This is a genomic window from Cupriavidus necator N-1 (genome assembly GCF_000219215.1).
GTDB classification, from domain to species: domain Bacteria; phylum Pseudomonadota; class Gammaproteobacteria; order Burkholderiales; family Burkholderiaceae; genus Cupriavidus; species Cupriavidus necator.
In genome coordinates, this window is sequence record NC_015726.1 from 399,157 (window position 1) to 413,296 (window position 14,140).

General features: G+C 67.9%; 12 protein-coding genes. 5 read left to right on the forward strand and 7 right to left on the reverse strand.

Annotation, left to right across the window (positions count from 1 at the left end; translation table 11 throughout):
- Positions 1–47: 47 nt before the first annotated feature.
- The 3 genes from lptA to CNE_RS02000 form a co-directional block, all read right to left on the reverse strand.
- Positions 48–698, reverse strand: coding sequence for a lipopolysaccharide transport periplasmic protein LptA (lptA, locus tag CNE_RS01990; RefSeq protein WP_013955474.1), 651 nt, complete (start codon positions 696–698; stop codon positions 48–50).
- A gap of 68 nt (positions 699–766) precedes the next feature.
- Entirely contained in the window at positions 767–1,396 is a 630-nt protein-coding gene (gene lptC, locus CNE_RS01995; RefSeq protein WP_013955475.1) for an LPS export ABC transporter periplasmic protein LptC, read from the reverse strand.
- 43 nt (positions 1,397–1,439) lie between these two features.
- On the reverse strand, positions 1,440–2,423 hold the full coding sequence (locus CNE_RS02000; RefSeq protein WP_013955476.1) for a KpsF/GutQ family sugar-phosphate isomerase: 984 nt from the start codon (positions 2,421–2,423) through the stop codon (positions 1,440–1,442).
- 141 nt (positions 2,424–2,564) lie between these two features.
- Here CNE_RS02000 and CNE_RS02005 point away from each other — a divergent pair, with 141 nt between their 5' ends.
- Positions 2,565–4,544 carry a monovalent cation:proton antiporter-2 (CPA2) family protein gene (locus CNE_RS02005; RefSeq protein ID WP_013955477.1) on the forward strand — a complete coding sequence of 660 codons (1,980 nt, stop codon included), beginning with the start codon at positions 2,565–2,567 and terminating at the stop codon, positions 4,542–4,544.
- Between the two features lie 18 nt (positions 4,545–4,562).
- Here CNE_RS02005 and CNE_RS02010 read toward each other — a convergent pair whose 3' ends face one another.
- Positions 4,563–4,937, reverse strand: a complete 375-nt coding sequence (locus CNE_RS02010) for a ribbon-helix-helix domain-containing protein (RefSeq protein WP_010814393.1) — start codon at positions 4,935–4,937, stop codon at positions 4,563–4,565.
- Between the two features lie 102 nt (positions 4,938–5,039).
- Positions 5,040–5,618: a DJ-1/PfpI family protein gene (locus CNE_RS02015; RefSeq protein WP_013955478.1), complete on the reverse strand. Its 579-nt coding sequence runs from the start codon at positions 5,616–5,618 to the stop codon at positions 5,040–5,042.
- Positions 5,619–5,834: 216 nt separating this feature from the next.
- On the opposite strand from CNE_RS02015, the gene CNE_RS02020 reads away from it, so the two are divergent.
- The 3 genes from CNE_RS02020 to CNE_RS02030 all read left to right on the forward strand — a co-directional run bounded on the left by CNE_RS02020 (position 5,835) and on the right by CNE_RS02030 (position 8,973).
- On the forward strand, positions 5,835–6,407 hold the full coding sequence (locus CNE_RS02020) for an adenine phosphoribosyltransferase (protein WP_013955479.1): 573 nt from the start codon (positions 5,835–5,837) through the stop codon (positions 6,405–6,407).
- 43 nt (positions 6,408–6,450) lie between these two features.
- Positions 6,451–7,062 (forward strand): LysE family translocator, encoded by a 612-nt coding sequence (locus CNE_RS02025; protein ID WP_013955480.1) that lies wholly within the window; start codon positions 6,451–6,453, stop codon positions 7,060–7,062.
- Positions 7,063–7,293: 231 nt separating this feature from the next.
- Complete coding sequence (locus CNE_RS02030; RefSeq protein WP_013955481.1) at positions 7,294–8,973, forward strand: Na/Pi cotransporter family protein; 1,680 nt, start codon at positions 7,294–7,296, stop codon at positions 8,971–8,973.
- A 9-nt stretch (positions 8,974–8,982) separates the two neighbouring features.
- Here the strand turns inward: CNE_RS02030 and CNE_RS02035 are convergent, their stop codons facing one another.
- Positions 8,983–9,468, reverse strand: coding sequence for an adenosine-specific kinase (locus CNE_RS02035; protein ID WP_013955482.1), 486 nt, complete (start codon positions 9,466–9,468; stop codon positions 8,983–8,985).
- A gap of 110 nt (positions 9,469–9,578) precedes the next feature.
- Positions 9,579–12,443 (reverse strand): excinuclease ABC subunit UvrA, encoded by a 2,865-nt coding sequence (gene uvrA, locus CNE_RS02040; protein WP_013955483.1) that lies wholly within the window; start codon positions 12,441–12,443, stop codon positions 9,579–9,581.
- A gap of 366 nt (positions 12,444–12,809) precedes the next feature.
- Here uvrA and CNE_RS02045 point away from each other — a divergent pair, with 366 nt between their 5' ends.
- The gene (locus tag CNE_RS02045) at positions 12,810–14,060 is read left to right on the forward strand and encodes an MFS transporter (RefSeq protein ID WP_013955484.1); all 1,251 of its coding nucleotides are present in this window, start codon (positions 12,810–12,812) and stop codon (positions 14,058–14,060) included.
- The last annotated feature ends 80 nt before the right edge of the window (positions 14,061–14,140 follow it).

The window sequence follows — 14,140 nt, forward strand, 5'->3', positions numbered from 1 at the left end:
TGGCGTTCAGGCGTTTCTGGCGCGGGCAGGCAAGCCGGCGCCAGGCGTCAGGGTTTGTTGGCAGGCGCGGGCGCCGTCTTCAGGTCCAGCGGCGAGCCGCCATTGCCCGTGGCGCCGGCCTTCTGGTCCTGGCGCGGCGACAGCACCGCGCGCACGCGACCGGACGGATTGGCGGCCGCGGCGTCGCCACTGCCGCCGCCGGCGGCCGTGTAGAACTCCTTGCGGCTGTCGTAGGTCAGCACCGCGCCGCGGATCTCATCGACCTGCTTGGCGCCCTGCAGGCGCGCCATGCGGGCATTGCCGATCAGCTTGGAGTACTCCTGCTTGCCGTCGTACTCGATGCGGTCGCCCCAGCCGTCGATGTATTCGTCGACGCCTTCGCGCTTCTGGCGGATGTAGGCCTGCTTGCCCGGCTTGGCGGTGGCTACCGCGAACTGGTAGCCCTCGGGGTCGGTGCGCAGTTCGGCCGCGTCGGACTTCAGGATCATGGTGCCCTTGGTTAGCACCACGTTGCCGGTCAGCGTATAGATCTGCTTGACGTCGTCGTAGCTGGCGTTGTCCGCCTCCAGCACCATCGGCTTGTCGCGGTCCGCGCGCTCGGCCAGGGCGGGCTGGGCCAGCAGGCCGAAGGCCATGGCCAGGGCGAGCAGAGCCGGGGCGGTGCGTCGACGGGACGATGTCGTCAGGGAAGCAGTCATGTTGGCAGGGGTTGCTTGAGGGCGTCTGGGTACGTTGGTGCGGGTTGGTGCGGCCCCCGGGCCGGGGCTCAGGACCCCGGCGCGCGGCCTGGGGACGGCCCGGTGATGATGGTGCCGCGTACATTGCCGAGCAATTGTACTTCGCGCGTGACGTTGTTGAAGATCAGGCCGTTGGCGGTCATCACCGACGGGCCGCGCGTCAGCTTGACTGGCTTGTCGGTCTTGACGATGTCGTCATTGATCAGCAGCTGGAAATAACTGGATGCGGCGGTCAGCTGCGGGTCCTTGGACACGTCCACGCCCTGCTGGCGCATGACGAAGCCGTTGCCGTACAGGTCGATCACCGAGCCCTCGGCGTTCATGCGGCCCATATCGGCGCGGGCGGTGACCGGCGGGCGGTCCGGCTCGTACGCGCGCATGGCGGGCCGGGTCACTTCGTAGGTCTGGTCGTCCTCGAAATGGACCATGCGCTCGCCGGTGAAGCGGATCTTGGTGCTGCCGTCCGGCGCCAGCTCGGTGGCCGAGAAGCGGTCCATGAAGTAATCAGGCTCATGCTTCTTGGTGCTTTGCGCGGCCAGGTCTTCCTTGGGGGAGTTGATCTGGACCAGCCAGAACGTGCTGCCCGCCACGAAGGCCATCAGCAGCAGCGGCAGCAGCCGCATGACGATGCCGCTGAGGGAGGCGAGGAGTGCCTGCATGGTGTCCTTGGCGTTGTGCCGGTTGTGCCGGGCCCGCGCCCGCTCAGATGACCTTGGCGCGGGTCAGGTCGTGGATATGCAGCGCGCCGGTCAGGCGGCCGTCGTCGTCCACCACCAGCAGCTGGTTGATGCGGTTGGCTTCCATCACCTGCACCGCCTCGACGGCGAGCTGGTTCTCGTTGACCACGTGCGGGTTGTGGTGCATGACCTCGCCGATGGGCACGGTCTTCCAGTCGCGCGGGGTTTCCAGCAGGCGGCGCAGGTCGCCGTCGGTGAAGACGCCGATGGCGTGTCCGTCCGGATCCACCACGGCGGTCATGGCCATGCCCTTGCGGGTGATTTCCATCAGCGCCTGGGCCAGCGGCGTGTTCTCACGCACCTCGGGCACGGCGTTGCCGGTGCGCATCACGTCGCGCACATGGGTCAGAAGCTTGCGCCCGAGCGCGCCGCCGGGGTGCGAGCGGGCGAAGTCTTCCTCGCCAAAGCCGCGCGCATCCAGCACCGCCACTGCCAGCGCATCGCCGAGCGCCAGCGCCGCGGTGGTGCTGGCCGTCGGCGCCAGGTTCAGCGGGCAGGCTTCTTTCTCGACCGCCGCGTCCAGGTGGACGTCGGCCAGCTTGGCCAGGTTGGAGTCGGGGTTGCCGGTGACCGAGATCAGCCGCGCGCCGATGCGCTTGACAATCGGGATGATCGACAGCAGCTCGCCGGTCTCGCCAGAATTGGAGAAGGCGATCAGCACGTCGTCGCGCGTGACCATGCCCAGGTCGCCGTGGCTGGCTTCGGCCGGGTGCACAAAGAACGCCGGCGTGCCGGTAGAGGCCAGCGTGGCCGCAACCTTGCGTCCGATATGGCCGGACTTGCCAATGCCCGAGACGACCACGCGCCCGGTGCATTGCAGGATCAGCAGCACGGCACGGGCAAAGTCGCCGTTCAGGCGTCCGGAAAGTGCGGAAACCGCATCGGCTTCGGTCTGGAGAGTGTCGCGGGCGAGTCTGAGTGCTCGATCCGCATCGAAATTGGCTATCATGGCGACGAAGTATACCAACGAATGCGATGGCGCCTGGCCCGACCCATGGCGCACGTCGTGCTTGCCGTGCTCGCCGTATTTTGCCGGCAGGGTGCCCGTGCCGGGTCGGACGCGCGCCTGGCCGGTCACCCAGACCGCCTGATGCATTCTCCGCTGGAACTGACCCTGGTGCTGCTGGCCGCCGCCGTCTTCGGCGTGGTCGCATTCCGCATGCTGCAGCTGCCACCGATGCTGGGCTACCTGGCCGTTGGCATCCTGATCGGCCCGCATGCGCTGGGGCTGGCCAGCGACACCGCGCAGACCAAGTACCTAGCCGAATTCGGCGTGGTCTTCCTGATGTTCTCGATCGGGCTGGAGTTCAACCTGACCAAGCTGCGCTCGATGAAGCGGCTGGTGTTCGGCCTGGGCGGCTCGCAGGTGGTGCTGTCGATGCTGGCGGTGGTGCCGGCCAGCTGGGCTTTCAACTGGCTGTTCCCGCTGTCCTGGCAGGCGTCGGTGGCGCTGGGCGGGGCGCTGGCGATGTCTTCCACCGCGATCGTCTCCAAGATGCTGTCCGAGCGCATGGAGCTAGAAAGCGAGCACGGCCGCAATATCATCAGCATCCTGCTGTTCCAGGATCTGGCGGTGGTGCCGCTGCTGATCGTGATCCCGGCGCTGTCGCGCGATCCGGGCGACCTGATGGTGGCGCTGGGCCTGGCCACGGTCAAGATCGTGGTGGCCCTGGGCGCCATCTTCTTCCTCGGCCAGCGCCTGATGAGCCGCTGGTTCCACGTGGTGGCGGCGCGCCGTTCGCAGGAACTGTTCATGCTGAACCTGCTGCTGGTGACGCTGGGCATGGCGGCGCTGACCGAGCGGCTGGGCCTGTCGATGGCGCTGGGCGCCTTCATGGCGGGCATGCTGATCTCCGAGACGCCCTACCGCCACCAGGTGGAAGAGGACATCAAGCCGTTCCGCGACGTGCTGCTGGGGCTGTTCTTCGTCACCATCGGCATGCTGCTCAATATCCGCGTAGTGCTGGATCACGTATGGCTGGTGCTGGCGCTGCTGGTGGTGCCGGTGCTGTTCAAGCTGGTGCTGATCGCGCTGCTGGCGCGGGTCTTCGGCTCGCGCCAGGGGGTGGCCATCCGCACCGGGCTGGGGCTCGCGCAGGCCGGCGAATTCGGTTTCGTGCTGCTGAACCAGATCGACGGCCTGAACCTGGTCGACCCGGTGCTGATCCAGGTGATCCTGGCGTCGATGCTGCTGTCGATGCTGGCCGCGCCATTCCTGATCCAGTACAGCGACGCCATCGTGCTGCGCTTTACCGCCAACGAATGGCTGATGCAGTCGCTGAACATGACCCGCATCGCCGCGCAGAGCCTGCAGACCGAGAAACACGCCATCATCTGCGGCTTCGGCCGCAGCGGGCAGAACCTGGCGCACATGCTGGAGCGCGAGGGCATCAACTACGTGGCGCTGGACCTGGACCCCGACCGCGTGCGCGAGGCCGCCGCGGCCGGCGATACCGTGGTCTACGGCGACGCCGGCCGGCGCGAGGCGCTGATCGCCGCCGGCATCCACCGCGCCGCCGCCCTGATCGTCACCTATGCCAACACTCCATCGGCGCTCAAGGTGCTGCACCACGTGCAGGAGCTGGCGCCGGCGCTGCCGGTGATCGTGCGCACGGTGGACGATTCAGAGCTCGACACGCTGCAGAAGGCCGGCGCCACCGAAGTGGTGCCCGAGATCATCGAGGGCAGCCTGATGCTGGCCTCGCACGCGCTGGTGCTGCTGGGCGTGCCGATGCGCCGGGTGGTGCGCGGCGTGCAGCAGGCGCGCGACGCGCGCTACAGCCTGCTGCGCGGCTATTTCCACGGCCGCGACGATGATGAGGACATGGTCGAGCGCGATTCGGTGCGGCTGCACTCCGTGTCGCTCGGGCCGCAATCCACGGCGGTGGGGCGGCGCCTTGGCGTGCTGGGGCTGGAGCGCATCGGCGTGGAAGTGACCGCGGTGCGCCGGCGCGGCATCCGCGCCTTCGACCCGGAGCCCGAGACAGTGCTGGAACCGGGCGACATCGTAGTGCTGCGCGGCCCGCCCGAGGCGCTGGAAGCGGCAGAGACGCGCATCCTGAACGGCTGAGCGGGGCCGCCGGATGCGTCAGTGCGGACGCGCCTCGACCCAGGATTCCGGCAGGTTGTCGAGCACGGCGCGTGCGTCCAGCGAGCGGATCGGCACGCTGGCATCGGCCGGGATGCGGCCCTCGCCTTGCAGCATCAGGTAGCGCAGGCAGCACACACGCAGGAAGGACGAGAAATTGCCCGCCACCGCCTCGCTGCCGCGATGTTCGGTCAGTTCATCGTGCAGGCGCGTGATCAGCTGGTTGACGGTCATGTCGTCGCGTCGCGCCAGTTCTTCCAGCACTTCCCAGAACAGGCTCTCGAGCCGGATGCTGGTGGCCACGCCATGCAGGCGCAGCGAGCGCGACTGGCTTTGGTACGACGCCGGATTGGCGCGGATAAAGATTTCACACATGGATGCTCCCGTGCGGGCGGCGCGGCCGGCGGGCATGTGCACGGCTCGCCGCAGGGGGGCGGGCCGTGCCTTCACGCGTGGGGGCGCCGCGTGCGGAAAGCTCTAATGTACGATCCGCGTACCCAGCACGGCAAGGAACTGCGCCAGCCAGGCCGGATGCGCGGGCCAGGCCGGGGCGGTGACGAGGTTGCCGTCGGTATGGGCCTGGTCGACGGGAATATCGGCATAGGTGCCGCCGGCCAGCTTCACCTCGGGCGCGCAGGCTGGGTAGGCTGAGCAGGTCTTGCCTTCCAGCACGCCTGCCGCGGCCAGCAGCTGGGCGCCGTGGCAGACCGCGGCGATCGGCTTGTCCGCCTGGGCGAAGTGGCGCACGATCTCCAGCACGCGCGCGTTCAGACGCAGGTATTCCGGGGCGCGGCCGCCGGGGATGACCAGTGCGTCGTAACTGGCGGGGTCGATCCCGGCAAAGGTCGCGTTGAGGGTGAAGTTGTGGCCGCGTTTCTCGGTGTAGGTCTGGTCGCCCTCGAAGTCATGGATGGCGGTGGCGCAGGCGTCGCCCGCCTGCTTGTCCGGGCAGGCGGCGTGGACGGTGTGGCCGACCATCTGCAGTGCCTGGAACGGCACCATGGTTTCGTAGTCTTCGGCGTAGTCGCCCACCAGCATCAGAATCTTTTTTGCCATCGCGGTCTCCTGTATGGTTACGGGTGTCCGGCGGGTGCCGGACGCGGCAGCCCGGCCCCTTGGCTAGCCAACCGGGCCGGCAGGGCCATTGTGCTGGCCGCCCCGGTGGCGCGGGTGGTAACTGGTTACCGCGCCGGCGGCCACCCCTGCCGCGACCCACTGCGACCCCTTTCTGACTGGCGCGCCACGCTGCGCGCCTACCGTCTCCAGACCCCTATGGCAGATTCCATCATCCAGTCCCCCGAGCTCGGCGACGTCACCGGCTACCTGCGCGAGCGCATCCGCACCGTGCCGGACTGGCCCATGCCGGGCGTGATGTTCCGCGACATCACCCCGCTGCTGCAGAATCCCAAGACGCTGCGCGTGCTGATCGATGTCTTTGTGCACCGCTACATGGATGCGCAGCTCGACCTGGTGGCGGGCATCGACGCGCGCGGCTTTATCCTGGGCGCGATCGTCGCGTATGAGCTGAACCTGGGCTTTGTGCCGATCCGCAAGAAGGGCAAACTGCCGTTCCAGACCGTGGCCGAGGAGTACGAGCTGGAATACGGCAGCGCCACCGTCGAGATCCATGCCGACGCCTGCAAGGCCGGCGACCGCGTGCTGCTGGTCGACGACCTGATCGCCACCGGCGGCACCATGATGGCCGGGCGCAAGCTGCTGGAGCGCCTGGGCGCGACGGTGGTGGAGGGCGCCGCCATCGTCGACCTGCCCGAACTGGGCGGCTCGAAGCTGCTGCAGGACGGCGGGCTGCCGCTGTTCACCGTGTGCAAGTTTGAAGGTCACTGAGCCACGCTGACCGGCCCGCAAGATTTCCACGCAAGGAGACCCCATGCCTGACCTGCTGCTGTTCCTGCTGACTTCGATTGCCGTGACTGTGGCCCCGGGGCCCGACAACCTGCAGGTGCTGGCGCGCGGCATGGCGCAGGGCCGGCGCGCGGGGCTGGTGGCGGCACTGGGCTTTTCGGTCGGGTGCCTGTTCCACACCGTGATTGCGGCGGTGGGGCTGGCCGCGGTGCTGCGCTCGTCGCCGCTGGCGTTCCAGCTGATCAAGTACGCGGGCGCGGCCTACCTGATCTGGATCGGCATTCAGGCGCTGCGCGCAAAGGGCGGGCTGGCGCAGGGCGGTGATGTCGATGCGGTGCCGCTGGGGCGCGTGTTCCGCCAGAGCGTGCTCGGCAACATCATGAATCCCAAGGTGACGTTGTTCTTCCTGGTGTTCCTGCCGCAGTTCGTGCGCGCCGATGCCACGCACCCGGGGCTGCAGTTCCTGCTGCTGGGCGTGGTCTTCATGCTGCAGACGGCGGTGGTGTTCTCGCTGTTCGGGCTGTGCGCCGGCTGGCTGGGCGCCTGGCTGCGCCGCCGCCCGGCCACCGGCCGCTGGCTGGACCGCGCCGCCGGGGCGATCTTCGTCGGTCTGGGGATCAAGGTCGCGCTGCCCTGAGCGCCGTCGCCTGGCGCGCACCCGGGCGCTCGTTGCGGCATGCTTTGCCGGTGTTGCCCGTTGCCCGTTGCCCGTTGCCCGTTGCCCGTTGCCCGTTGCCCGTTGCCCGCACGCCGCACCCGTGCCGTTGCCGCTGTCGGGTGGCGGGCGCATAATGCCCCATTGACAACTACACGATGACCGGGCCGAGCCTCCAGGGTTTTGTCGGCACTGGTCACACAAAGGCGCACAATGGGCGTACTCCTTCACCTGCTATCAGGCGTTGCCCTGCTCGTCTGGGGCACCAACATCGTCAAGGTCGGCATCCTGCGCGTCTACGGTGCGAACCTGCGCCATGTCCTGTCGACCAGCGTCTCCAACCGCTTCACCGCCTTCCTCGCCGGGCTCGGCGTCACCGGCCTGGTCCAGAGCAGCAACGCCACGGCGGTCATCGTCAGCTCCTTCGTCGGCCAGGGCTTGATCGCCGTAGCGCCGGCGCTGGCCATCATGCTCGGCGCCAACGTCGGCACCGCGCTGATGGTGCAGGTGTTCTCGCTGGACCTGTCATGGCTATCGCCGCTGCTGATCTTCGTTGGCGTGATCTGCCACCTGACCTGGAAGGGCAGCAAGCCCGGCCACGTCGGCCGCGTGCTGATCGGCCTGGGGCTGATCACGCTGGCGCTGGAACTGATCTCCATCGCCACCCGTCCCGTGGTGCAGGCCGCCGGCGTCAAGGTGCTGTTCGCCTCGCTGACCGGCGACTCGGGGCTGGACATGCTGGTCGGCGCCTTCCTGACCATCCTGTGCTATTCCAGCCTGGCCGTGGTGCTGTTCTGCGGCGCGCTGGCGTCGGCCGGCGTGGTGTCGATCCACGTGGCGCTGGCGCTGGTGCTGGGGGCCAACCTGGGTTCGGGCATCTCGGCGCTGCTGACCACCTCGGGCAACAACCAGCCGGGCAAGCGCGTGACGCTGGGCAACCTGCTGTCGCGCCTGCTGGGCTGCCTGGTGGCGCTGCCGCTGCTGGGCCAGGCCGAAGAGTTGCTGGCGCTGCTGGACCATGACCCGCAGCGGCTGATCGTCAATTTCCACCTGCTGTTCAACGTCGCGCTGGCGGTGCTGCTGCTGGGCGCCACCGCGCCGCTGGCGCGCCTGTGCGAGAAGGTGCTGCCCGGGCGCAACACCGGCGACAGCCAGGTCACGCCGCGCCACCTCGATACCGCCGCGCTGACCACGCCCACGCTCGCGCTGGCCAACGCCGCGCGCGAAGTGCTGCGCATCGGCGACCGCGTCGAGCAGATGCTGGACAACATGCTGCGCGTGCTGCGCACCAACGACGCCAAGCTGGCCGACGCCACCTGCCGCATCGACAACGAGGTGGACGACCTCTACACCGCGATCAAGCTCTACCTGACCCGCATCAGCCTGGAAGCGCTGGACGAGCGCGACGGCCAGCGCTGGACCGAGATCATCTCGCTCACCATCAACCTGGAACACGCGGGCGACATCATCGAGCGCATCCTGCTCGATACCAAGGACAAGAAGATCGCCCACAACCTGATGTTCTCCGAGGCGGGCATGCAGGAGATCGCAGAGATGCACGCACGCCTGGTCGCCAACCTGCGGCTGGGCTTGTCGGTGTTCCTCAACGGCGACCTCAAGAGCGCGCAGGCGCTGATGGCCGAGAAAGCGAACTTCCGCGAGCTGGAGCGCAAGTACGCGCGCACCCACCTGCAGCGCGTGGCGGTGCAGACCGCCGAGAGCATCGAGACCAGCTCATTGCACCTGGATGTGATCAGCGAACTGAAGCGCCTGAATTCGCTGTTCTGTGCGACGGCTTATCCGGTGCTGGAGCAGGCTGGGGTGCTCAACCGCAGCCGGATGAAGGAAGACGACCTGCCGACGGTGTCGACCGTGCAGGCAGCGCAGCACTGAGCGGCGACGCTAGAGCTTGTAGCCGAACTTCCGCAGCAGCGCCTTGCGCTCGGCCACATCGGCATCGGTCTCGATCCCCAGCGGCGAGGCGCCATCGATCACCCCCACCACGCCGCGCCCGACGTCGGTCTCGGCGATGATCACCTGGGTCGGGTTGGCCGTTGCGCAGAAGATGCGGCACACCTCCGGTACCGCCCGCACTGCGGCCAGCACGTTGACCGGAAAGAACCCGTCGCCGAGGAAGATCAGGAAGGTATGCCCGGCACCGATGGCGCGGGCGTTTTCGCAGGCCAGGTCGATCAGGTCTTCATCTGTGCCCGACCAGCGCACCAGGCGCTTGCCCGAGGCCTCGCAGAACGCCAGCCCGAAGAGGATGCCCGGCACGGTGCCGGCCAGCGCCTCGTGCAGGTCTTCCACGGTCTTGATGAAATGCGACTGGCCGAAGATGAAGTTGGTGGCTTCCGGCTTGGTGACCGACACGACCGACAGTTCCATGACAGGCTCCCGAATGGCCGCAGGGCTTGCCGCCATCGGGTTCATGGTAGGGCGCGGGGTGGTGAATGCAAGGGGCGCGGCGCCACCGGCCTGCAAGCGCCTGCACACCCTTATGCGCGCTTTAGCAGCGGCGCCAGGTACTTGCCGGTAAAGCTGGCCTTGCTCCTGGCCACATCCTCCGGCGTGCCGCGCGCGATCACCTGCCCGCCGCCGGCGCCGCCTTCCGGCCCCATGTCGATCAGCCAGTCCGCGGTCTTGATGACGTCCAGGTTGTGCTCGATGATGACCACGGTATTGCCCTGGTCGCGCAGCTTGTGGATGACCTTGAGCAGCAGTTCGATGTCATGGAAGTGCAGCCCGGTGGTGGGCTCGTCCAGGATATAGAGCGTGCGCCCGGTATCGCGCTTGGACAGTTCCAGCGACAGCTTGACGCGCTGCGCCTCGCCGCCCGACAGCGTGGTCGCCGACTGCCCCAGCCGGATATAGCCCAGGCCCACGTCCAGCAGCGTCTGCAGCTTGCGCCGCACCACCGGCACGGCGCTGAAGAACTCATGCGCCTGTTCGACGGTCAGGTCCAGTACCTCGGAGATGTTCCTGCCCTTGTACAGCACCTCCAGCGTCTCGCGGTTGTAGCGCTTGCCGTGGCAGACATCGCAGGGCACATAGACGTCCGGCAGGAAGTGCATCTCGACCTTGAGCACGCCGTCGCCCTGGCAGGACTCGCAGCGCCCGCCCTTGACGTTGAACGAGAAGCGGCCCGGATCGTAGCCGCGCTCCTTGGCCGACGGCACGCCGGCGAACAGTTCGCGGATGGGCGTGAACAGGCCGGTGTAGGTGGCCGGGTTGGAGCGCGGCGTGCGGCCGATAGGGCTCTGGTCGACGTTGATGACCTTGTCGAAATGCTCCAGCCCCTCGATGCGGTCATGCGGCGCCGGCTCCGGCGTTGAGCCGTACAGGTGGCGCGCCACCGCGTGGTAGAGCGTGTCGTTGATCAGCGTCGACTTGCCCGAGCCGGACACGCCGGTGATGCAGGTCAGCAAGCCCACCGGCACCTCGGCGGTGACGTTGCGCAGGTTGTTGCCGCTGGCGTTGACAATGCGCAGCAGGCGCTCATCGTCGGGCGCGGCGCGTTCCTTCGGCACCTCGATGCGGCGCTGGCCGGACAGGTATTGCCCGGTCAGCGATGCCGGCGACTCCTCGATCTGCCGCGGCGTGCCCTCGGCCACGATCATGCCGCCGTGCACGCCGGCGCCCGGGCCGATGTCGACTACGTAGTCGCAGGCGCGGATCATGTCCTCGTCATGCTCGACCACCAGCACCGAGTTGCCGATGTCGCGCAGGTGCTTGAGCGTGCCGATCAGGCGGTCGTTGTCGCGCTGGTGCAGGCCGATCGAGGGTTCGTCCAGCACATACATCACGCCGGTCAGTCCCGAGCCGATCTGCGAAGCCAGCCGGATGCGCTGGGCCTCGCCGCCCGACAGCGTATCGGCGCTGCGCTCCAATGACAGGTAGTCCAGCCCGACGTTGTTCAGGAAGTTCAGCCGCGCCGAGATCTCCTTGATGATCTTGTCGCCGATCTCGCGCTTGGCGCCGTGCATGTCCAGCGTCAGGAAGTACGTCAGCGCGTCGCGCAGCGGCCAGCCGTTGATCTCGAAGATCGCGCGCGCCTGCTCGCCCTCGCCCAGCTTGACGTGGCGCGCCTCGGTGCGCAGGCGGGTGCCGTGGCAGGCGGGGCAGGGCTGGTTGTTCTGGTACTTGGCCAGTTCCTCGCGCACGGCGACCGAATCGGTTTCGCGGTAGCGGCGCTCCAGGTTGGGGATGATCCCTTCGAACACATGCTCGCGCACGGTGGTGCGGCCGCGTTCGTTGATATAGGTGAACGGGATCTCCTGCTCGCCCGAGCCGTGCAGCACCGACTGCTGCACGTTTTCCGGCAGCTCCTCGAACGGCGTCTCGGTGTCGAAGTCGTAGTACGCGGCCAGGCCTTGCAGCATCTGGAAGTAGAACTGGTTGCGGCGGTCCCAGCCCTTGATCGCGCCCGAGGCCAGCGACAGGTTGGGGAAGGCCACCACGCGCTTTGGGTCGAAGAAGGTGATCTGGCCCAGCCCGTCGCAGCTCGGGCAGGCGCCCATCGGGTTGTTGAACGAGAACAGCCGCGGCTCCAGCTCCTGCAGCGAATACGAGCAGATCGGGCAGGCAAACTTGGAGCTGAACATATGCTCCTTGCCGCTGTCGAGTTCCAGCGCAAGCGCGCGCCCATCGGCCAGGCGCAACGCGGTCTCGAACGACTCGGCCAGGCGCTGCTTGATGTCGGCGCGCACCTTGACGCGGTCCACCACCACTTCAATGGTGTGCTTCTCGGTCTTTTTCAGTTTCGGCAGCGCATCGACCTCATAGACCTTGGCCTCGGCCTCGTGCGCGGCGCCGCCGCCCGAGCGGATGCGAAAGCGCACGAAACCCTGCGCCTGCATGCTGTCGAACAGGTCCGAGTGCTCGCCCTTGCGGTCGGCCACCACCGGCGCCAGGATCATCAGCTTGGTGTCTTCCGGCAGTGCCAGCGCGGCGTCCACCATCTGCGACACGCTCTGCGCCTGCAGCGGCAGGTTGTGGTCGGGGCAGTAGGGCGTGCCGGCGCGCGCATACAGCAGGCGCAGGTAGTCGTGGATCTCGGTGACGGTGCCGACCGTGGAGCGCGGGTTGTGGCTGGTGGCTTTCTGCTCGATCGAGATCGCGGGCGACAGCCCCTCGATCAGGTCCACGTCCGGCTTTTCCATCAGCTGCAGGAACTGGCGGGCATAGGCGGACAGCGACTCCACGTAGCGGCGCTGGCCCTCGGCATAGAGCGTGTCGAAGGCGAGCGAGGACTTGCCCGAGCCCGACAGGCCGGTGATCACGATCAGCCGGTTGCGCGGCAGGTCGAGATTGATGTTCTTCAGGTTGTGGGTACGCGCCCCACGGATCTTGATTTCTTCCATATGCCGAAAAGTCGTCGCCAGACAGGCCGCCCTGCCGGGGTTGGCAAGGCTGTCTGAAGGAATCGCAAAACCCAGAAACAAGTACCGTATTTGGCACTTCCGACCGCTGGCGACGGCCGGAATGCGCGCCCGGGCACACGCCCGGGGGCCAGCTGGCATGGCCAGGTGACCCGGGAAGCGCGAAGGAGCAAACCTGTTAATATACCCAACTTCGGTTTCCGGGGTGGCCCGCGCCATGCAGGCGCCCGGCGAAGCCGCCGCCGGCCCCGGGTTCCGGGCGGCAACTTCCCCCCGCGATCCCGATCGAAACTGCCGTTGCGATGCACCGGCAGCCAGCCTGACAGATTCCACGATCCCACGATCGCAATGCCGTCGATCCAGTCTTCCTCCCCGGGTGCGGGTGCCGCTGACGCATCCCAGGCCCCCGCCCGCGAACGCATGACCCGCGCCGAGCTGCGCGCCGCCGTGTCGCTGGCCAGCATCTTCGCGCTGCGCATGCTTGGCCTGTTCCTGATCCTGCCCGTCTTTGCCGAATTCGCGCACAGCCTGCCCGACGGGCACGACGCCCAGCGCGTGGGCCTGGCCATGGGCATCTATGGCCTGATGCAGGCATTCCTGCACATCCCGCTGGGCTGGCTGTCCGACCGCATCGGGCGCAAGCCGGTGATGGTGGCCGGGCTGCTGCTGTTCATCGCCGGCGGGCTGGTGGCCGCCTTCTCCGACACGCTCAGCGGCATCATCGCCGGCCGCGCGCTGCAGGGCATGGGCGCGATCTCCGCGGCAATCACCGCCTGCATCGCCGACCTGACGCGCGAGCGCCATCGCACCAAGGCGATGGCAATGGTGGGCGGCAGCATCGGCCTGACCTTCGCGCTGTCGCTGGTGATCGCCTCGCCGCTGCTGCACAGCATCGGCATGTCCGGCATCTTCGGGCTGATGTCGGTGCTGGGGCTGGTGGCCATCGGCGTGACGCTGTTCCTGGTGCCGACCCCGCCGCCGCCGCATCCGGTGCGCCTGCCGTTCCGCAAGGTGCTGCTCAACGCCGACCTGGCGCGCCTGAATGTCGGCGTGCTGGCGCTGCACGCTTCGCAGGTGGCCATGTTCATGGTGGTGCCCGCCATGCTGGCCGATGCCGGCATGCCGCTGGACCAGCACTGGAAGGTCTACTTGCCGGTGGTGCTGGTGTCCTTCGTGCTGATGCTGGGCCCGATGATGGCGGCCGAGCGCTACGGCCGCGTGCGCCCGGTGCTGCTGGGCGCGGTCGCGCTGATGACCGCGGTGCAGCTGCTGTTTGCCGCCGTGCACGGGCTGTGGGCCATCGTCGGCGTCCTGCTGCTCTTCTTCGTCGCGTTCAACGTGCTGGAGGCGATGCAGCCGTCGCTGGTGTCGCGCTACGCCGCGGCCGCGCGCGGCGCGGCGCTGGGCGTCTACAATACCACGCAGGCGCTGGGCCTGTTCCTGGGCGGCGCGGCCGGTGGCTGGCTGCTCAAGCACGAGGGGCGCAGCGCCGTGTTCGTCGGTTGCGCGGTGGTGCTGTTGCTCTGGCTTATAATCGCCTGGAGCATGAAGGCGCCGCCGGCGCGCGGGCAGGAAGCTGCACCGGCAACGCCGGCCTGACCTGCATCACATCGTAAAGAATCCGGCCTGGAAAAGGGCTAGCATGATCGCGCCACCCGACGTCTGGCCGGGGGCGCGAT